We start from the raw sequence: 20520 nt of genomic DNA, 5'->3' as shown, positions 1-20520 counted from the left end.
CAGCATTTGAAAGTGCTCAAGGCCGCCGGACTCGTCAGGGGGGAGGTCGAGGGGCCGTGCACCTGCTACTGCCTGGACAGGGAGATGCTGGACCGCTTCAAGAAAACCGCCGGTTCGATCTGACCGCCTGCGGACAATCGGCATTTTGCCGCGCGAGGTTAACGATGACATCATGTTGCCCGGAAGAAAAAGATCCTGTCACCCCATCGAAATGCAGCTGCCGGGAGACGCCTTCCACAGGCCTGAAATCCGATTTTCCGATGTTTGGCCAGGATGCGGAACCCTGCTGCGACAGCCAGGCGCCGGAACCGGGCAGCCCCTATGAAAAACCCGGCTATCGACTGTGGGGGTTCGTAGCGGATTTTATGCAGACACCGGCGGGCGAGGTCCCGCGGGTGCTCAGCTGGTTGGACCGTGATGATCGCATTGGAACCGTTCTCGCCCGGCTGGGCATCGGCCGGGACAGCTACCGTGTCGCTCCCGGCCTCTACGGCGTCGGTTCGCCCGACGACGGGTCGCCGGTGATGGTGACGGCCAACTACAAGCTCACCTTTGACAGCCTGCGCAGTTCGCTCACCGGCATCGATGCCTGGATTCTGGTGCTGGACACGAAAAGCATCAACGTCTGGTGCGCAGCCGGCAAGGGGACCTTTTCGACCGGTGAGGTGGCCGAACGGGTCAAATCCGTGGCCCTGGAAAAAGTCGTCAGCCACCGGCGCCTGATTCTGCCCCAGCTTTCAGCCACCGGCATATCCGCCCGCCAGGTGAAGCGCCTGTGCGGGTTCGAGGTGGTCTGGGGGCCGGTGCACGCCAGGCACATCAAGGCATTTCTGGACGGGGGCATGCAGGCCACCCCGATCATGCGCAAAGTCACCTTCACGCTTCGGGAGCGGGTGGAATTGATCCCGGTGGAACTCAATCACATGGGCAAGCCCTCCCTCTACGTGATACCGGCGCTGTTTCTGCTGTCCGGGTTGGGCCAGGGTTTTTTTTCAGTCTCTGCCGCCGTGTCGAGGGGCCTGTCCGCCGTGCTGGCGTATCTGCTGGCAGTGATAACCGGCACCATCCTGGTGCCGATCCTGCTTTCCTGGCTGCCCGGCCGAGCTTTTGCCATCAAAGGAGCCGTGATCGGCGCCGCCGCCGGTGCCCTGCTGTCGGCCACCTTTTCCGGCCGGCTGGCCTTGTCCGAAATGGTGGCCCTGACGCTTTTCATTATGGCCATCAGCTCGTATCTGGCCATGAATTTTACCGGATCGACGCCCTTTACCTCGCCCACCGGCGTGGAAAAGGAGATGCGCCGGGCCATCCCGGCCCAGGCGGCCGGCGCCCTGGCTGCTGTGATTATCTGGGTCGGTGCCGGATTCATGGGAGGATAGTGACGGTCCACGAACGGCATCTTTCGCCCATGCCGGCGTTCGCGTTCCCGTTCTGTCGAGTATAAAGTGACGTCTCGGCGTTATTGTGGTTTACCAAGGAGAAAACCATGGAAAAATTCAGATACCTGCCCGGAGTGACCACCCTTGAATACGAAGCGGACCTCTGTGTGGGCTGCGGATCCTGCGAGATCGTCTGCCCCCACGGGGTGTTCGCCATGAACGGAAAAAAGGTGCGGCTGGTGGACAAGGACGGATGCATGGAGTGCGGCGCCTGTGCGCTCAACTGCCCCACGGCCGCCATCCGGGTCACGCCGGGGGTGGGCTGTGCGGCCTACATCATCTCCGGTTGGATTCACGGCAAGGAGAATGCCAGCTGCGGCGGTGAAGGCGGATGCTGCTAGTGTCTTTCAACAAACGGCATCTTTCGGCCCAGGCCGGCGTTCTCACTCCGTTGAACTCCTCGACGTAGCGCTGCTACGCCTGTGGGTTCAACATCGCTGCGGCCTTGGCCTGAACCAAAATCTACCATTTGTGATCAGGCGTGCAGTGGATTAACAGGTAAAACGAAAAATGGTAACATTCGTTCGAAAGGACGGAAAAACGCCAGCATGCCCGATTCGGCGTTCGATGTTAAAGGCCGCTGTGGTTACACCCGGTTTTCTTTGACCAGCATAGCAAAATGCTCATAGCTGCGATCGAAGGTGCGTTCGGCATCGTCGGGGAAGACGCAGGCCGGCAGCTGGCGCATGCTGACGTGGTATTTAAGGCACTCGCAGCAGGCCCCCTTTCGCGGACAGGGCTCGTATGAGCAGTTGCAGCGTTCACGGTTGCGGTCCTGGTTGCATTCCATGTTAGGCGTCTCCCTTCAGGCCGATGGCATCGGAAACCTCGCGCATGCCCATGATGGTGTCGGTGATCAGGTCGCCCAGCTCCACGCCCAGCATGTCGGCCCCCTTTTGAATGATAGACCGGTCCACACCGGCGGCAAAGCGTTTATCCTTCCACTTCTTTTTTACCGACTTGGCCTTCATGTCCATGACACTCTTGGTGGGTCGTACCAATGCTGAGGTCGCCACCAGGCCGGTCAGTTCATCGATGGCAAAAAGGACTTTTTCCATGTCGGTCGTCGGCTCCACATCGCTGCATATACCCCAGCCGTGGCTAACCACGGCGCGGATCAGCTCCTCGGGCCAGTTGTTTTCCCTGAGAATGGCTTCGGTCTTCTTGCAATGCTGGTCGGGGAACTGCTCGTAATCCAGGTCGTGGATCAGGCCCACGACGCCCCAGACCTCCTCGTCCTCACCATATTTCCTGGCCATGAAGCGCATAACGCCCTCCACGGCAAGGGCATGCTTGATGAGGCTTTCGCTTTGGTTGTAGGTTTTGAGCAGGGTCAGGGCGTCATCCCTGGTGGGTGTCGGCTGGTTCATGGTCGTCTCCCTGGAATAGATACGCGTTGTCCGAAAAAGCGGCATGTCCTATAATGTTCGATAAGGAACTGATTTAACATATGCCCGTCCTGTCAACAAGCCCCTTGGATGGAGAATTGATGAACCCAAAGCGATCCACAGACGAACTGCACCGGCTGACATCGGCCATTCACACGCTCAACGTCCGCTGGGCCAGGCGGGCGCTGTCCCTGTGGCAGGGCCTTTCCGCCGACGGCTCGCCGGAGCAGGTATACGAGGGGTTCGAAGCGGTCCTGACGCCGGAAACCATTGCCGGGGTGGCGGGCACCCGGGATGATCCGGCCCGGGCGCGCATCCGGCATGGGTTGATCGATCACTACCTCCAGCGCAAGCTGATGCCCCACGAAACGGAAATGCAGGCCTGGAGCCGCGGCGCGGCAGCCCATGTCGACGGCGAAAAGATCTATTTCACCGAAGTCATCCCCTGGTGCCAGAAGTCCAGCACCCTGCTCAAGCGCCAGCGCCTGCAGCAGGAGACCGGACCGCTTTGCAAGCTGCTCAAGCCCTTTGCCGTCAACTACTGGAACATCCTGCTGGAAACCCTGACCGATGAGCTGGGATTTGACGGCTACATAGACTATTGCGGCCGGAAAAAGGGGCTCGATTACGCCGGGTTGTACCGGGGGATGAAAGCGCTGGTCGAGCATACGGACGATTTTTATTTTGCCGCCATGGAGGACTGGAGCCAGCGGCGCTTCAACCGCCCGCTGAAAGACCTGTCCCGGTTCGACGCCATCTACCTGCTCAGCCTCGGCCAATGGGACCGGTTATGCCCGGTGGCCAACCCCGAAGGCACCCTGAGTTTTTTCAGCCGCTGGGGATTCGATCCGGCCCGTCACCCCGGCCTTTTCCTGGACATCCGCCCGGCGGCAGGCAAAAGCGCCCAGGCCATCTCCGTCATGGTCAGGATTCCCCAGGAGATCCACATTCTCATGCGGCCCGAAGGTGGGTGGATCGATGTGGAAACCCTCTGGCACGAGCTGGGGCACGGGTTGTCGGCCGTGAGCACCGATCCCTCCCTGCCGGCGGTGGAGCGCGAGCTGGCCACGGCTTTCAACCTCTCCGAGGTCTACGCGTTCCTTTTGCAGCGCATGGCTCTTTCGCCGCCGGTTCTGGAGTCGGTGATGGGGCTGCCCGGGGAAACCGTTGCCACAATCGTCTACTACAAGGACCTGAAGGACCTTGCCGTCTTTCGCCGGTACGCGGCCAAGTTCATCAGCGAATATGAGATGTTTGCCGGCGGCGACCTGTCCGACGGCCGACCCTATGCCGACACCATGGCCCGGGTCACTGGATTCTACCACCAGCCCGAAAGCCACCTGTTCGACCTGGTACCCGAGTTCTACTGTGCGGACTACCTGCTGGGCTGGATGGGCGAGGCGGTGCTGGCGGGCTATTTCCGGCGTCGCTCGGGCGATGGCTGGTGCCTGCGCAGCGACACCGGAGCGGTGCTCAAGCGGCTGTGGCGCCAGGGAAACGGCATGGAGATCTTCTCTTTTTTCGATCATAATGGCCTGGGAAAACTCACTCCCGACGCATTGTTGAAACGCTGGGAACGCCTGGCCGAAAGCCCCTGCCCGGACTGATCACTGCCTGGATGACGACCCGATCGGCATCCGGCCATCGGTTATTCCGCGTCGACCGGGTCGGGCGCCATTGGGCTTTCCATGTTTCGGGTCCCATCGATCCCGTGGCACCCCTACCCTGAAGATGATGCCGTGGCATTGTCGAGGACATGGCGCACCATTTTGGCCAGTTCGGCCATCTCGACCGGTTTCATGAGAAAGCCGTCGATTCCCGATTCCCTGGCTTTTTGAGCATTCATGATTTCACTGTAGCCGGTGCAGATGATCACGGGGATATCCGACCTGATTTCCCGCAGGCGCACAGTCAGCTTCTCTCCGGTTATCCCGGGCATGGTCTGGTCCGATACCACCAGCTCGAAGCTGCCCGGGACTTCCTCGAACATACGCAGGGCCTCCATCCCCCCGGCGGCCGGAATGACCCGGTATCCCAGGCTGCCCAGCATTTCGCTGGTCATATCGACAATATGGGCATCATCATCGACCAGCAGGATGGTTTCTGTCCCGGTGGGATAAACCCGGCGTGTTCCAGGGGGGGAATCCGCTTCCGCATCGATTTCCGGGAAGAAGATGGAGAAGGTGGTTCCTCGGCCCGGTTTGCTGGCCACGTCCATCCAGCCGTTGAAACGCCCGACGATGCCGTGGACCACAGAAAGCCCCAGGCCGGTGCCTTCACCGATCTCCTTGGTCGTAAAATAGGGTTCGAATACCCTCTCGAGGGTTTTGGCATCCATGCCGTGCCCGGTATCTGAGACCGTCAGGCGGACATAGGCCCCGGGTGCCACCTCTGCCAGGCTGCTCCGGAATCCCTGTTGAATATAAAAGCCGGCCAGGCTGATGGTCAGGGTTCCCCCGTCGGTACGCATGGCATGTGCCGCGTTGGTACACAGGTTCATCAGGACTTGATGGATCTGGGTGGCATCGGCGTTGACATGCCCGACGTCAGGATCGATGTCGGTAACGATGTCGATAGTCGTGGGAATCGACGGACGCAACAGTTTGAGAGTCTCCTTGATAATCAACCCGATAAGCAGCGGCCGGGCCTCTTCTGTCTCGTTGCGGCTGAAACTCAGGATCTGGGCCACCAGTTCCCTCGCGCGGTGGCTGGCCTGCAGGATGTTGCCCAACCGGGAAGACATCTTCCCGACGGGCGAGGCCTCCATGAGGCATATCTCCGTATAGCCCATGATGGCGGAAAGGATGTTGTTGAAGTCGTGGGCTATGCCGCCGGCCAGCGTGCCGATGGCCTCCATCTTCTGTATCATGGTCATGCGTTGTTCAGTTTGTTTGCGTTCGGTAATGTCCCTGACGCTGGCCACCTGAACTGCTTTTCCCTTGTATTGCACCCCTCTGCCTTCGATCTCCACGGGAAAACGGGTCCCGTCCTTCCTGACACCGATGGCTTCGTACGATTCGTGGGAATCGGCCCGGACTATTTGGGCGACCTTTTCCCAGAACTCCGGGGCAATCAATTCCTTTGCCGCATCAACCCCGATGAGTTCCTCTTGCCGATATCCGAACATGCGGGCGAAGGCGCTGTTCACATCGATGATGACGTGGTTGTCGTTAAAGCAGATGCCTTCCATCGTGACTTCGGACAGCCTTCGATAACGCTCCTCACTCTCCTTGAGCGCTTTTTTTGCCGCGGCCAGATCGGTTACATCCCTGGCCACCCCCCGAAAGCCCAGCGCTTTTCCATCTCTGCCCCGGATCAGGGCGGCCGTTACTTCCAGGAGCCCGGTTTCGCCTGTGCCGGTGATAATTTCATAGGTGGTGATGGGGCAGGGCTCACCGGTCCTGAATATGGTGTTGAACCGTCGGACCATCGATCGGGCCGTTTCCGGTGTGGTGTATTCCCGGTTGTTCATGCCGATAAGCCGGTCTTCATCATAACCCATGATGCGGCACATGGCGGTGTTGACGAAGGAAAAGGTACCGTCGAGGCGGGTTTCGAAGTAGCCTTCCTCGATACTTTCCAAAATGGTCCGGTATTTCTGCTCGCTTTCCCGGATTTGCTCCTCGGCCCGTCTTCGCTGGGTAATATCGTGGCAGGATTCCACTATCTGGCAGATCTCGCCCGCATCATCGAAAAGCGGGGTGGCCACGACCTCCACTATCATCGGGTTTCCCCTGGCGTCCTGGTGAATGTGTTCCATGGTAACCGGTTTTCTGGTGCGGAGGATTTCTGACAGCGGGCAAGGGTGTTCATCGCCCGAACAGGGGGCATCCTTGCCGTGGGGCAACTGATGGCAGTGGATGGATCCGGGCAGGCGATTCAAGCCGTTGATTTCAAGGGCGGGGCGATTGGCCAGGGCAATGCTGTAGTCCCGGTTGATGACCATGAGCTGTTGGGGAAGTGAATCGATGACGTTCTGGAGAAATCCTTTGGCAGCGGAAAGGGCTTTTTCCGCCTGCGTGCGCTCGCTGATTTCATCGGACAGTCGTTCGTTGAGCCGGGACAGCTTTTTCCGTTCCGCCTCCAGCGCCTGGTTGGCGCGGATGGCCTCGTCGTATCGATGCTTTAATGATGCCGTCATCTTAGACTGAAGCAACATGCCCAGCAGGACAAAAATCGAACCGAATAAGAAGATGGCGCCCACGAAAAGATCGCTGGTGAGACGGATATCGAGGAGAATGGACAGTCCCACGGCCACGTAGCCGATCAGAAAGAAGACCATGAGGGCAATGTGGAACGTCGCAAAGGTTTTTATCTTTTCGTATTCTTTTTCAGAAACCTGTTTGAGCCTGCGGGTCTCGGGGCCAATTCGCCGGATACAGACAGCCATCACTATCGCACCGGCACCGATCATCAGCAGCGAAAGCAGGGAAACGACGTTCATGGTAACAGGGGCCCTTCATCAGATTGAACACGCATTTAACAGACAGTATCGACCATTCGGTCACTCTTGTTAGCTTTTTTTTGCGGGGCGTACAGGTTCGCAAAAGGCGTTCCACCAAAATAGCGCCGGTATGTCTGACGGTGAACCGCTGGGGTTGCATTCTGCCTGGGGGCTGATATGATCCTGACGTTGTTTTCGCCCATTCAGTTCTTTAGCGGAGCCCCCATTGAAAATTGTTGTCACCAACGATGACGGTCACGACCAGCCTGGACTGGCTGCGCTGGTCGAATCGGTCAAGGCGCTGGGAGAGGTGTGGATCGTCGCGCCGGCGACCCCCCAGTCCAACGTGGGCCACCGGGTGACCATGAGAGAACCGATCCGCGTGGATCGTTCGGACAGTCACGCTTACGTGGTTCATGCCACACCGGCCGACTGCACCCGCCTGGCCGTCAAGCAGCTGGTGCCCGACGCCGACTGGGTCATCGCCGGCATCAATCCGGGGGCCAATCTGGGCAGCGATATCTATCAGTCGGGCACGGTTGCCGCCGCCCGGGAAGCCGCCATTCTGGGTGTCCGTGCCGTGGCCGTGTCCCAATACATCGCGCCGGACTGGACTGTCGACTGGACGGCTGCACAGGTGCAGGTTGCCCGGATCCTTGCGGCCATTTTAAAAAAAGAGCTGGAAGCGGGGCAATTCTGGAACATCAATCTGCCCAGCCCGATCGCCGCCGAATCGACGCTCACCACCCGGTTGTGCCCGTTGGACAAACACCCCCATCGCTATCGGTACATCGAGGATGCGGGTGTTTATCGTTACCAGGGGATCATTCACGACCGCCCCCGATCGGTCGGCAGCGATGTGGACGTCTGCTTTGGCGGGATGATATCCGTTACTCGGATGGAGATTTGACCGGATGAAATTCTGTTCCCATTGCGGCCGGCCGGTGACGCTCACGGTGCCTGCCGATGATGACCGGCCGCGCCACGTCTGCCCTTCCTGCGGTACGATCCATTACCAGAACCCCAAGCTCGTGGTGGGCTGCATTCCCGTCTGGGAGGGGCGCATCCTGATGTGCCGCAGGGATATCGAACCTCGCAGAGGGTACTGGACCCTGCCTGCCGGTTTCCTGGAAAACGGTGAAACCGCAGCCGCCGGGGCCCGGCGGGAGACCTTCGAGGAGACGGGCGCTCGGGTGGTGCAGCTGACCCCCTACCTGATGGTCGATATCATTCACATTCACCAGATTTACCTGATGTTCCGCTCGCGCCTCCTGGCACCGGACTTCCACCCCACCCGCGAAAGCTCAGCGGTGAAGCTGTTCGAGGAAGTCGACATCCCCTGGGATGACATCGCCTTCAAAGTGATCGAGAAAACGTTGCGCTTTTATCTCGAAGACCGGATCTCGGGCCGCTTTGCCTTCCGCACCGACAAGATCGAAACGCGGGGTTCGATCGGAAATTAGAATTCGCCATTACAGGAACTGGCCGAACTCGATGCCCACGCCCACGCATTGCCTGCCGATCAGGCAGGCGGCGGCATCCGCATCTTCAAGATAATGCCGGACCGGTTGTCCCTTGAGCTTGAAATCCACGGCCCAAGCCTGGTTTTGTTCATCCCAGCCCACAGCCATATTGTGGTCGCATTCGCCCAGCTCCGGATATATGTTGGAAATTTTTTCACAGAGTTCAGATCGGGTTACCATGATTTACCTCCAATTCATAATTCAGCCCCGGCCCCGTAACCCATGCAAACCCGTCGGATGCTGTCGGTAAACGGGGTGGGGGGTGTCAGTTTCCGGGAAGACAATCAACGCAGGCAACGGGGAAGAGAATGATCGGTACGCAGGTCAGCACGATCCACCCGGATCGATGGGGGAACGGATGACAGGCACGGTCCCTACCCAATTAAGATAAGGGCAGCCACGCATGAATCAAGACCGGTCCCGGCAACACCGACCGACGGTAAACCGTCGAACCGCTCGGCAGGCAGGCTTGACAACAAGACGACCGGTCATATCATGTCTTTATGAACACGACCAAAGGCGATAAGCGTGCGGCCATTCTCGACGCCGGTGCGCAATTGATGCTGCGAAAGGGATATCACGGCACCGGCATCCAGGAGATCGTGGATGCCGCCGGGGTGCCCAAGGGCTCTTTCTATAACTATTTCAAGAGTAAGGAAGATTTCGCCCTGGCGGCTATGGAGTCCACCAGCCGTGACTCCATCGCAGGATTCGAAACTGCGCTGACGGCCGATTCCCCATCTCCCCGGCAGCGAATCATCGACAGTTACGCGGGCATGGCGGCCGTTTATGAGGCATCACGCAACTACACCACCGGCTGTTTCGTGGGCAACCTGTGCCAGGAACTGGCCGATACCAACGCCGCCATCGCCGAAAAGGCGGAATATCTGTTTCGTAACTACACCGTGCCGCTCGCCCGCTGCATCCGCAGCGCCCAGGATGCGGGAGAGGTCGATCGAAAAGTGGACCCTGACCGTCTGGCAGAAGCGATTTTCAACAGCTGGGAAGGGGCGATCCTGCGAATGAAATCCAGCCGGAACATTCGGCCTTTGGATGCCTTTTTAGCTATGCTGGCAGCACTGCTGCAGTAATTTGAGCCATTTTGAGACGACCGGTCATTAAAAGGCCGGCAAGAAGATTAACCAATTGAAAGGATTATCACATGACGGATACACTGTTTTCTCCATACACCCTTGGCGCGCTGAACCTGCCCAACCGCGTGGTCATGGCTCCCATGACGCGCAACCGGAACGATGAAAACGGGGTGCCCAAACCCATGGCGGTCACCCATTATGCCCAGCGCGCCACCGCCGGGCTGCTGATCACCGAAGCCACCCAGGTCTCGGAAAAGGCCAACGGGTACATGTTCACCCCGGGACTCTACACCGATGCGCAGGCCCGGGGATGGCAGACGGTCACCGATGCGGTTCACGAAAAAGGCGGCCGTATTTTCAGCCAGCTGTGGCATACCGGCCGGGTGTCACACACCCTGCTTCAACCGGACGGGGAAGATCCCATCGCGCCATCGGCCGTCAAGGCGGAAACCATGGTATTCACGCCCAACGGCTTCGAACCGCCCACCATGCCCCGGGCGCTGGCCACTGAAGAGATCCCCACCCTCGTGGATCAGTTCGCCCGCGCGGCCAGGCGGGCCAAAAGCGCCGGATTCGACGGCGTCGAGGTCCACGGCGCCAACGGCTACCTCATCGAGCAGTTCCTCAAGGACGGATCCAACCGGCGAACAGACGCATATGGCGGCGGCATTCCCAACCGGATGCGCTTCGCCCTCGAGGTGGTGGCTGCCGTGGTCGAGGTGTGGGGTCCGGATCGGGTTGGGTTTCGCATCTCGCCCCGGGGGGTCTTCAACGGCATGCACGATTCGGATCCGTTGGCCCTTTACAGCCAACTGGCGGCGGCGCTGAACGACATTCCCCTGGCCTACCTGCATGTGATCGAGCCGCTTCCCGGCCACCCCTCGTTTAAAAGCCAGGAGGAGTTCCCGCCGGTGGCTCCCGCGTTGCGCAAGATTTACCGGGGCACCTTTATGATCAACGGCGGATACGGCAAGGAAACCGGCGAAAAGGCCATCGCCGAGAACGCGGCCGATCTGGTGGCCTTCGGGGTCCCCTACCTGGCCAATCCGGACCTGGTGGCGCGTTATCGCCACAATGCCCCGCTCAACGAACCGGATCAGGACACCTTTTATGGCGGTGATGAAAAGGGATACAACGACTACCCATTTATGGACGGATAGCCAAGCCAACGGCTTTCCTCGATAGCGATACACCAACGCCGGGCCTCAGGTTCGGCGTTGGTCATCTACCACTGCGGCTGCAGGGATCGGATGAATGCCACTTCATTGCGGTAGCGCGCAATGGTGCGCCGGTGGGCGGGAATCGGATTATGGGGCGCCGGTGGCACGGCCAGACGGCACCGACGATAGAAGGGGGTCTGGCGAACCTTCAGGTTGAAGGCGGTGACCATCAGCGACTCCAGATTGATGGCGTCCTGCAGGTTGTAGGCGAGCAGGGTCTCTAAGGCCTGTTCGTCACGGTTGCGCAGATAGGCCTTCCACAGCACCACCGCGAACAACCCGTCAATGTCCTCGAGATCGCCGCGGCCCACGCCCAGCTGTGCCTCGCAGCGTTTGAGCCCCCCCTTGAGACCCAATCCGGCAAGGACGTAGCGCAGGTCGATGTGCGCATGATTCAGCGTCATCCCAAAAAAACGTTCGATCACGGGGACGTCGAAGCACTTGCCGTTGTAGGTCACCAGAAGCTTGTAGCGGCCGATGTCGTCGATGAAATCGTCCAGGTTTTGCCCATTCACGTAGGTGACCATCGTCGATCCGTCGTACACGGCGATGGTGGAGATGGTGCAGTCTGCCTCCAGCCCCGTGGTTTCGATGTCCAGATAGGCGGTCTGGCCGCGGAATTCGCTGAAGAGCCGCCATTGCTGGCCGGCGGGAATACGCCGGGCAAAATAACCCGGATTGCGGCGATCCAGCTGGCGCCTGGATTCGGTCAGCACGTCGGCAATGGCCGCCCGTTTGGAAGCCGACAGTTTCAAGGCGGCATCGTCGAAAAAGGCGTTCCAGTCATCCACGCCCGCGGCCCAGAAACCCTGTTCGGTTCTCGGTCCGATGCCCGGGATATGTAAAAACGTCTGTCGAAGCATGCAAAGGTTCTTATCTGATTTAACCCGCAATTGAAATGGCTATCGGCGCGATTGCCATCCATGGTAAGGCTGTCTTATGTGTACGACCGATGGCGCATTCAAATGGCAAACTTATCAGGGACTGCCGCCAATTAAGCATTTGCCTGTTGGGTTCGCAGTTGAAAAAACACATAGGGGGCGACAGCCGCCCAGGCAGTAAAAAAGGCAAAGCCCCTGCAGCGGAATGGAACACAGGGGCTTTGAAAGCGCTACTTTGACGGTTTTCCTTTTACGGGGCAGCTATTCTTTATTTGTGAAAATTTTATTTTGGCAACCACCCCCGCATGATCGGAAGGCCATAAACCATTGGGTGTCATGTCTTTCACCTCATCACCGACCACGATAGCTTTAACCTTTTCGATATGGTAACCGCCTGGCCCCAGAAAGATATGATCTATCCTCGTGGTCAGTTCGGCATCGGGATCACTCACCCATTCATCAAATCCGCTGGTGTAGCCTTCATCGAATCTTTTCTGCTGCAGCCATGCATCTAAATATCCTGCATCCGTTGCCGTGGCATATGGAGGCGCGTAAGGTAGCGGACCATAAATCGGATGAACCCAAAAACCCGATTCATCCTCGGGAGAACTGTTGAAGTCACCCACCATGATGACTTGTTTGGGACCGTCCAGGGAAAGATCGCTGATTGTACCCAACAGCTCCTGCATCTGTTTGTCTTGAAAATATCTGAATGCCGATCCCGGGGCACCGCTTACCTCGAGGTGCGTGTTTACAAAACGAAATTCTTTTCCCTTTATTTTCACATCAACTACCAAATACCCGCGTGAAAATTCGGCAGTTGTGGGCCCGATGTCCAATTCAAGCTGATGTGCATAATTTCCATCCGCAACCCACCACGATCGCAGTGGTTTTTTAACCAGAATCATATCATGGTCAACCAGCCTGACATCGGATAGGTATGTTGGTGATCCTGGATCGAACATGGGCAATTCAATGTCGGCATTGGTTACGGCATACGCATCATAATAAAGTCCCCGGGCTTTCAAGGCGGCATCCAGAACCGAATAAAAATCGATGAACAGAGTGTCGGCCTTTACCGGATTATCCGGCAGAAAATCACTCGGCGTCTGAGTGTAATAGGTTGAAGCCTCCTGTATTCCGATTACGTGGGGTTTCGTCTTGAGGACCTCGTCGGCAATGGCCTCGGCGCGGTCATGAAAGTTGGTGGCCTGCATGGTTTGAAAAACTTCTGCAACTGCCAAAGGAACTGATTCGGGATCTTCTTGTGCAGCTTCGACAACCTTGAAGATATCAGCCCCCAGATAGAGGTTGCGGGTCATGGCTTTTACTTGAGTTTGACGATGGCCGCCCTTTTTGGCAATTGCAGCAGGCAAAGGAAAAAATAGCCCGGCAACCACCATCCACACCAGTACCTGTCTGAACTTTCTGAATAAAGTCATTTTCATGGCTGCTCCTCTCCTCATTTAGCTGGTATTAATAAAAATAATGAACGCTGCCGGGAAATTATAACCGGCTGGTAAAATACTGAATATCAAACGAGTAAGAGCCTGCTTGCATCGATAGGGAGTGGAGAAAATTAATTGGTGAACAACTGGATAGTTAACCTGTTAGCATGACATGATAAAAAAATGCAATGTCAAAGGTCACTATACCGGAGTGGTGAGATAAACACCCAACCGAACAAGGAAGCAGGAGCGGTCAGGTGTCTCTTGTAATGCGTTGATCTTTAACAAGACATGGAATCCGGCTTTTCTTCGGGTATCAAGACGGAGAGAATCTCCCTGGATTCAGGAGCCCTTTTCAAGGCACCGGATCAGGTGTTATTGAACGTCTTGTACAAGCCACTTGAGCATAGGGGAGTTGTAAACGGAATCCCATGTGGCTATTTGCCGCCTGGCTCTGGCCAGCAAAGCGCCGATGCATTGCAGGCAGGTCGGAATGCAGGCGTAGAAGGGAAAGATCTGGGGTTGTCGCCTCCTGCCCCCCATGGGATTCTCGATTTCAATTTCAATGTTTAGGCCGAACAGGGGACCCTGGCCCTTCCCGGGACGCCTGTTCGGCTGATCCGCCTGTCAGGACTTGGCTTTCTGCTTTTGAATGAATGCCTCCAACTCAGCCGCTTCGTCAGAGCCCAGGTCTTTAAGGACCTGCAGATGCTTTTCGGCCAGGTCGAACCGGGACATTTCGGCATAGGCCTCCCCGATGTATTCATGGGCCTCGGCCAGATCCGGTTTCAAGTCGATCGCCTTTTTATACGTGCGTATCGCCCGGTCGAACTGTCCCTGCTTGCGGTAACAATATCCTAAATTGCTGTACGCCTGCGCATAACCGTCATCGGCCTCGACGGCTTTTTCATACTGGCGGGCCGCCTTTTCGTATTGACCCTGCTGCTGATACGACTCACCCTTTTCGAAATGGACATTGGCCTTCTGGCGTTTGTCGTATGAGGCGTCGGTTTTTGATACCGAGCTGGAGGAACTCCCGGCGGCCATGGCTGACGCGTTAACCAACAGCAACGCAGCCACAACTACCGTTATCGTCATTAAAGAAATAATAAACAGTGGGTTAACCGCTGATATGGCTTTTGTCTGCATATTGACCCCCATAACTCTCATTCGTGATGAAAGGCGAATGTGTGAGAACTGAAGATTGAAGCAATACGGGTTTGTCGTCCAACGAACGGCAAACCGGTTTTCGCGTAAAAGTAAGCATGATTGCCCCAGGTCAAAGCCGGAAGGTCGCTCGCCACCCGTGGAACCGCCTGTTTTGTCCCCATTCAGGTGCATGGTGCCGGTGGAGCGGCCGCCCGAAAAGCCTGTTAGAAAGTGTCTATCCACAAATGGTTGTGTGGGCCGACCCTACGTTATGCGCAACATTATTATGCTCGGAATATAAACCATATGCCTGCAGTAAAATTTTTCGTATGCCTTGATCTCGGCCAAAATCCCTCAATTGTGGACGGACACTATAAATCGAAGGGGCATCCTGGCAATTATCCGGCCACCAGTTGATGGACGCTTCCTTAAGCGGAGCAATCATAAGCATCGGCAAGGCGGTGAGTTCACCCCTGATGATGAGAAATCACCTTGGCCATGGCAATGGGGTGATGCCGCGTAATGCCTATGGGTTGTCCTGAAGGACCGCAGAGTCATGAAACGGCGGTCAGACTATTACATTAATTCCATCTTTTCTTTATTGCGTAACCCGTTGTGTGAATTATTTTTCCCAATCAAGAAAACAAGGAAATCTTCCTCAAAATTATATCCTTCTGTATTGTTTATAAAAAATTACCTTTGTCGCGCAGTCTGAATTTTGGCCCGCAACGTGCAAACTTCTTAGACAGATTCAAAAAAATACTTATGCAATTAGAAAGACAGGGGTAAGCTTTGAAAAAATACATATACATAATCGCATTGTCGGCCTTTCTTCTCTTTTTTACGATGAATGGTTCCGCACTGACTCAATTTACTTCTTCGTTTGCAGGTGAAGGCGCCGTTCCCATCAAGGACTCCACCAGTCTGCTTTTGATAGGAATGGGTCTGTTCGGACTTGCCGGTGTCAGCCGCAGTAAATCCAAGAAGTAACTTTAGGCTCCGAAAACAGTTATCGTCGAACAACCAAAAGGGCAGGACGAGTGATCGTTCTGCCTTTTCCTCTTCCATTCCATTGCTGCCGAGCATCGTTGAGCCTTTTTCCTCCGGTTTAATAGTCCGGATCATCCGGCCTGATCATTAACGCTCATTGGAATCCATCCGGATTCGGAATCTGCCGGTTGACGAAGCGTTCAACTTAACCCATCATATATGAACAGGAAAATCCAATTGTGATGGCGCGCAGATCGGCATTCATCCTTTCCCTGCGCTATAGACAGGCCGATGGTGAGAAGTTCCAGGGCCATACCCAAAAAATGGTGGTCAATATGATATCAGAACCGGTTGTCGACTATCAGAAACTGTTTTCTGAGATGGCTGTAGAACTGCGGGAAATGGATGACATCGGCACCATCGCCTCGTATATTCCGGAATTGCGCAATGTCGATCCGGGTAAATTCGGCATCCACCTCACCACCGTAGACAATCAGAACTATTGTCTGGGTGATTCCAACGATAAATTTTCCATTCAAAGCATCTCAAAGGTGTTGTCCCTGTCATTGGCCTTCGAACTGGAGGCGGACAACCTGTGGGACCGGGTAGGCGTCGAACCGTCGGGGACCCCTTTCAACTCACTGGTTCAATTGGAATATGAAAAAGGCATCCCCCGCAACCCGTTGATCAATGCCGGGGCCCTGGTCATTTGTGATGTGCTTGTCAGCCGCCTGAAAAATCCCAAGCAGGCGTTTATCGAGTTCGCGCGAACGGTTTCCGGAAATCAGAACATCGATTATTGTCCGCGGGTTGCCGAGTCGGAAAAGATGACCGGTTTCAAGAACGCCGCCCTGATCAATTTGATGAAGTCATTTGGCAATATCAGAAACGATATCGAGGTCGTTCTGGACTTTTATTTCAACCTGTGCTCCATTGAAATGACCTGCAAGGAACTGGCCCAGCAATTCTTGTTTCTCGCCGCCAACGGTACCCACCCGCTGACCCACGTAAGGGTCGTCGATGCCAGCAAATCGAAGCGCATCAATGCAATCATGCAACTTTGCGGGTTTTACGATGAGGCCGGCGAGTTTTCCTTCAAGGTCGGACTGCCCGGAAAAAGCGGCGTCGGCGGCGGTATCCTGGCGATCCACCCTGGCAAGTTCAGCATCGCCGTCTGGGGTCCAAAGTTGAATCCCAAAGGAAACTCCTATAAAGGAATGAGAATCCTTGAATTTTTAACGACCAGAACCCAGTCATCGATCTTTTAATGGCATCGGCGTTTTTCCCAAGTAGAAAAATATGATTAATCGGGCAGCCGTCTTTTTAATACAAAGACCCTGCAATCGGGTGGGTCAATAAAGAGACTTGAAGCTTTTCAACAAATGGTTTGAAGTCCAGTGCCATACGGTTTGATAGATACTGTTGAAGAACCCATCGTAGATGATAAACGTTGACAGGGGCTGCAGTGTTGACCGGCGGACGAAGGGGGAAATGCTATTTTGAATAAGCAAGCGTTTGATTATGATTTCATTGTCATCGGTTCAGGGTTTGGTGGAAGTGTATCGGCGCTGCGCCTTGCGGAAAAAGGATACCGGGTCGCCGTATTGGAAAAAGGCAAGCGATGGAACCAGGAAGATTTTCCCGAGACCAATTGGAATTTCAGAAAATATATGTGGTTGCCGCAACTCGGGTGCTATGGCTATCAGATGCTGACGCAGTTCAAACATGTACTCATTTTTCATGGCGGGGGAGTCGGCGGCGGCAGCCTCGTATATGCCAACCAGTTGCTCGTTCCGCCTGACGAGGTGTTTGAGCGACCGGAATGGGGTATGGCCGATTGCAAGGCCCAAATGATGCCGCATTATGAAAGCGCCCGAAAGATGCTCGGCGCCAATCCCAGCCCCCAGATCGGTATTGCCGACAAATGCCTCAGGGAAGTCGGGATTGAATTGCGAGGTGAGGATACTTTTCACAAAAATGATGTGGGGGTTTTCTTCGGCACGCCGGAGCAAACGGTTCCCGACCCATACTTCGGGGGCAGGGGACCGGACCGAGCCGGTTGTAAATTTTGCGGGTCCTGCATGGTCGGCTGTCCAGTTGGGGCGAAGAACACCCTGGATAAAAATTATCTGTACCTGGCAGAAGGTTTGGGGGCTCAAATTATTCCTGAAACCGAAGTGACCGGTGTCCGACCCTGCAATGGTGGTTACGAGGTCTTCACCAGACGATCGACCGGACTGACTCATCCTGAGAAAACCTATCGGGCCAAAGGGGTCATGTTCAGCGGCGGTGTACTGGGTTCCGTCAAGCTATTGATGAAATGCAGGCAAAAGGGTCTTCTTCCAAAGCTGTCGAACCAGTTAGGTAATTATGTCCGTACTAACTCCGAAGCCCTGCTCGGAGTGGCATCAAGAGACAGGGACGTCGATTGGAACGATCAAATCGCCATCACTTCCGGGATCTATGCGGACGACACGACGCATATCGAAATGGTTCGATACAATAAAGGGTCCGACGTCCTGCTCAATCTTTTTACCCTGATGACCGATGGCGGTGGAAAAATCCCCCGTCCATTAAGATTTTTTGGAAACATTGCCAAACATCCGATTACGTTTTTAAAACTGTTGTGGCCGCTGGGAAAGGCATCGACGACGACTGTCGTGTTGGTGATGCAGACGGATGAAAACCACCTTAAGCTCGATTACCAATCCCGCTGGTGGCGGCTGGGTGGGCACAGCATGAACTCACGTGTACCTTTGGGAATGCAACGCGCCCCGGCGTATATTCCGATCGCCAACGAAGTTACCCGACGGTTGGCTCGTAAAATGAATGGCATACCATTGAGCGGCCTGCCTGAAGTCGCCTTCAATGCGCCCAGCACGGCCCACATTCTTGGGGGGTGTTGCATGGGCGCGTCGCCTGAAAAAGGGGTTGTCGGTTTTAATGGAGAAGTCTTTGGTTATCCGAATTTGTTCGTTGCCGATGGTTCGGTTGTACCGGCCAATTTGGGGGTCAATCCGAGCCTGACCATCACGGCATTGTCCGAATATATCCTGTCCCAAATGCCGCCCAAGATGGATTTGTAAAAATCTAAATGATCAGGATTGGTTACTCCTGTGTGGTGCGATGGCGAATAGGCGGTGGAGGTACACATACATGGACCATCTGTTCTGGTATATAGGCCATGAGCGGCGCTTAAGGAATATCGTGCATGCCTATAATTGTTATCTCTACGATGACCACGGCAACCGGTACCTGGATTTGGAGTCCGGGGTGTGGTGCACGGCCATCGGGCACGGCCACCCGCGGATCCTGCGCGTGCTAAACGATCAGGCGGCCCGGATCGCACACACCGGTTTTTCATACACCACTGCCATCGTCGATGAAGCCGCGCAGGCAGTCCTGGCGTTGCATGGGTTTGACGGGGGCAAGTGCGTGTTTCTCTGCTCGGGCAGCGAGGCTGTCGAATACGGTGTTCGCGCGGTTCAGTCCATCAATACCCGGCCGATGTTGATGACCATGGCGGATTCCTATTTTGGCGCATATGGGGCCGCCAGCATCAAGCGTGAGGGGGAATGGTTCAGTTTCGATTGGAAGGACTGCAACCGCTGCCCGCATCCGGATGGCTGCAGCCGGCGATGTGAACAATGGGCCTCGATACCTTTCGATCAGATCGGCGGGTTCCTTTTCGAACCCGGCAGTTCGTCGGGTCTGGTGCGCTTTCCGCCCGAAAACCTGATCCAAACCATTGCTGCAGCCATAAAAGCCAGCGGTGGCCTGGTCATTGTCAACGAGGTGACCACGGGTATCGGGCGCACCGGAAAGTGGTTCGGTTACCAGCACTACGATCTTGCGCCCGACATCGTGGCCATGGGCAAGGGCATCGGCAATGGGTATCCGGTAAGCGTGTGCGCTTTTTCGCCGCGTGTCGTCGAGCAACTCGGCGGCAGAGTGGTCAAATACGCCCAGTCCCATCAGAACGACCCACTGGGTGCAGCCATTGCCCTCGAGGTGATCCGAACCATCCAAGAAGAGAACTTGGTCGAACGAGGCCGGGAGATGGCCACCACGCTTATCGATGGACTCGAAAGCATCAAAGCTCGATCCCCGCAGATTGATGCGATACGGGCGCGGGGCTTGATGGTGGCACTTGAACTGGTCGATGATGCGCAGGCTTCCTTCACGACCGCCGTACAACAAGCGTTGGCGGGCGACGGTTATATTCTGGCCCAACGGCCGGGCCTAAACGTCTTGAGGCTTGATCCCAGCCTGACAATCGAGAAAGCGGATATCGACAGCTTTTTAGAGACGTTCGAAGCGGTGCTCAAGGGCAAAGTTTGGTGACTTCCGCAGCCTGGTGGGAAGTTGGCAATATTTATTCATGATTCGAATATGTGGCGGAAAAAACAATGGTTAGCCATTCATATTTCCGACCCGGAGAAAATATGGTTGTAAACGACAACTCCATTTGGAATAGACTCGCCGCAGATATCGAAATGGCTGTTGATGAAGCTTGCGAACAATTAAGGAACATGCCTATACGGACCATACCAGTGAGGATAGATCATTCCGCTTGATCGGTGAAGGAGATTGTTGGACATCTCATTGACTCGGCAGCCAATAATCTCCAACGCATCGTCCGTTTCCAGGTATCTGCCAGTTTAGTTTTCCTGGATTATTCCCAAGACAATAAAGCTTGGGTGTCTATCCAGAGTTATCAGGAAGCCCCTCGGGATGGCCTGCTATCCCTCTGGCGATTGTGCAACCATCACCTATCGCGATTCATCCTGACCGTAAACAAACGATGCGTTGACCACATAGGGGGTTGTGGACGAAGACACTTCAATTACACTCGGCGAACTCATGATCGATTGCTTGAGACATCTAAGAGACCAATTGCAGCAGATCAAAGAATGTATTGATGGTACGGCGAAACAATAGCTGTAG

At 55.7% G+C, this 20520-nt stretch carries 18 protein-coding genes; 11 read left to right on the top strand and 7 right to left on the bottom strand.

What is annotated here, in order from left to right; genetic code table 11:
- The first annotated feature begins 164 nt into the window (after positions 1-164).
- Positions 165-1376, top strand: a complete 1212-nt coding sequence (hgcA, locus tag ACZCED_RS22190) for a mercury methylation corrinoid protein HgcA (RefSeq protein WP_464861749.1) — start codon at positions 165-167, stop codon at positions 1374-1376.
- A 107-nt stretch (positions 1377-1483) separates the two neighbouring features.
- Complete coding sequence (gene hgcB, locus ACZCED_RS22185; RefSeq protein WP_462970822.1) at positions 1484-1777, top strand: mercury methylation ferredoxin HgcB; 294 nt, start codon at positions 1484-1486, stop codon at positions 1775-1777.
- 245 nt (positions 1778-2022) lie between these two features.
- Here hgcB and ACZCED_RS22180 read toward each other — a convergent pair whose 3' ends face one another.
- Both ACZCED_RS22180 and ACZCED_RS22175 read right to left on the bottom strand, forming a co-directional pair.
- On the bottom strand, positions 2023-2226 hold the full coding sequence (locus ACZCED_RS22180; protein ID WP_462970821.1) for a DUF6485 family protein: 204 nt from the start codon (positions 2224-2226) through the stop codon (positions 2023-2025).
- Between the two features lies 1 nt (position 2227).
- Positions 2228-2806, bottom strand: a complete 579-nt coding sequence (locus tag ACZCED_RS22175) for an HDIG domain-containing metalloprotein (RefSeq protein WP_464861748.1) — start codon at positions 2804-2806, stop codon at positions 2228-2230.
- 119 nt (positions 2807-2925) lie between these two features.
- Between ACZCED_RS22175 and ACZCED_RS22170 the strand changes: the two genes are divergently transcribed.
- Positions 2926-4431: a hypothetical protein gene (locus tag ACZCED_RS22170; protein WP_462970819.1), complete on the top strand. Its 1506-nt coding sequence runs from the start codon at positions 2926-2928 to the stop codon at positions 4429-4431.
- A gap of 113 nt (positions 4432-4544) precedes the next feature.
- Here ACZCED_RS22170 and ACZCED_RS22165 read toward each other — a convergent pair whose 3' ends face one another.
- Complete coding sequence (locus ACZCED_RS22165; protein WP_464861747.1) at positions 4545-7268, bottom strand: PAS domain S-box protein; 2724 nt, start codon at positions 7266-7268, stop codon at positions 4545-4547.
- A gap of 226 nt (positions 7269-7494) precedes the next feature.
- Here ACZCED_RS22165 and surE point away from each other — a divergent pair, with 226 nt between their 5' ends.
- Positions 7495-8178: a 5'/3'-nucleotidase SurE gene (gene surE / locus ACZCED_RS22160; protein WP_464861746.1), complete on the top strand. Its 684-nt coding sequence runs from the start codon at positions 7495-7497 to the stop codon at positions 8176-8178.
- A gap of 4 nt (positions 8179-8182) precedes the next feature.
- Positions 8183-8731 (top strand): NUDIX hydrolase, encoded by a 549-nt coding sequence (locus tag ACZCED_RS22155; RefSeq protein WP_464861745.1) that lies wholly within the window; start codon positions 8183-8185, stop codon positions 8729-8731.
- A 9-nt stretch (positions 8732-8740) separates the two neighbouring features.
- Here the strand turns inward: ACZCED_RS22155 and ACZCED_RS22150 are convergent, their stop codons facing one another.
- Positions 8741-8971, bottom strand: a complete 231-nt coding sequence (locus ACZCED_RS22150) for a hypothetical protein (protein ID WP_462970815.1) — start codon at positions 8969-8971, stop codon at positions 8741-8743.
- A gap of 323 nt (positions 8972-9294) precedes the next feature.
- On the opposite strand from ACZCED_RS22150, the gene ACZCED_RS22145 reads away from it, so the two are divergent.
- Together ACZCED_RS22145 and ACZCED_RS22140 are read left to right on the top strand one after the other, a co-directional pair.
- Positions 9295-9882: a TetR/AcrR family transcriptional regulator gene (locus ACZCED_RS22145; RefSeq protein ID WP_462970814.1), complete on the top strand. Its 588-nt coding sequence runs from the start codon at positions 9295-9297 to the stop codon at positions 9880-9882.
- Between the two features lie 71 nt (positions 9883-9953).
- On the top strand, positions 9954-11045 hold the full coding sequence (locus ACZCED_RS22140; RefSeq protein ID WP_462970813.1) for an alkene reductase: 1092 nt from the start codon (positions 9954-9956) through the stop codon (positions 11043-11045).
- 65 nt (positions 11046-11110) lie between these two features.
- Here the strand turns inward: ACZCED_RS22140 and ACZCED_RS22135 are convergent, their stop codons facing one another.
- The 3 genes from ACZCED_RS22135 to ACZCED_RS22125 all read right to left on the bottom strand — a co-directional run bounded on the left by ACZCED_RS22135 (position 11111) and on the right by ACZCED_RS22125 (position 14514).
- Positions 11111-11968 carry a ribonuclease H-like domain-containing protein gene (locus ACZCED_RS22135; RefSeq protein WP_462970812.1) on the bottom strand — a complete coding sequence of 286 codons (858 nt, stop codon included), beginning with the start codon at positions 11966-11968 and terminating at the stop codon, positions 11111-11113.
- A 248-nt stretch (positions 11969-12216) separates the two neighbouring features.
- A complete protein-coding gene (locus ACZCED_RS22130) occupies positions 12217-13434 on the bottom strand; it encodes an endonuclease/exonuclease/phosphatase family protein (protein WP_464861744.1) in 1218 nt (405 codons plus the stop codon).
- 627 nt (positions 13435-14061) lie between these two features.
- Positions 14062-14514: a tetratricopeptide repeat protein gene (locus ACZCED_RS22125; RefSeq protein ID WP_464861743.1), complete on the bottom strand. Its 453-nt coding sequence runs from the start codon at positions 14512-14514 to the stop codon at positions 14062-14064.
- An 861-nt stretch (positions 14515-15375) separates the two neighbouring features.
- On the opposite strand from ACZCED_RS22125, the gene ACZCED_RS22120 reads away from it, so the two are divergent.
- From ACZCED_RS22120 to ACZCED_RS22105, 4 genes are all read left to right on the top strand, one after another.
- Positions 15376-15573, top strand: coding sequence for a hypothetical protein (locus ACZCED_RS22120; RefSeq protein ID WP_464861742.1), 198 nt, complete (start codon positions 15376-15378; stop codon positions 15571-15573).
- Positions 15574-15815: 242 nt separating this feature from the next.
- Complete coding sequence (locus ACZCED_RS22115; RefSeq protein WP_464861741.1) at positions 15816-16841, top strand: glutaminase; 1026 nt, start codon at positions 15816-15818, stop codon at positions 16839-16841.
- A gap of 231 nt (positions 16842-17072) precedes the next feature.
- Complete coding sequence (locus ACZCED_RS22110; protein WP_464861740.1) at positions 17073-18659, top strand: GMC oxidoreductase; 1587 nt, start codon at positions 17073-17075, stop codon at positions 18657-18659.
- A 70-nt stretch (positions 18660-18729) separates the two neighbouring features.
- The gene (locus tag ACZCED_RS22105) at positions 18730-19917 is read left to right on the top strand and encodes a class-III pyridoxal-phosphate-dependent aminotransferase (protein ID WP_464861739.1); all 1188 of its coding nucleotides are present in this window, start codon (positions 18730-18732) and stop codon (positions 19915-19917) included.
- The last annotated feature ends 603 nt before the right edge of the window (positions 19918-20520 follow it).

The organism is Desulfosarcina sp. (genome assembly GCF_055467485.1).
This window is presented reverse-complemented; position numbering and strand designations above follow the sequence as displayed.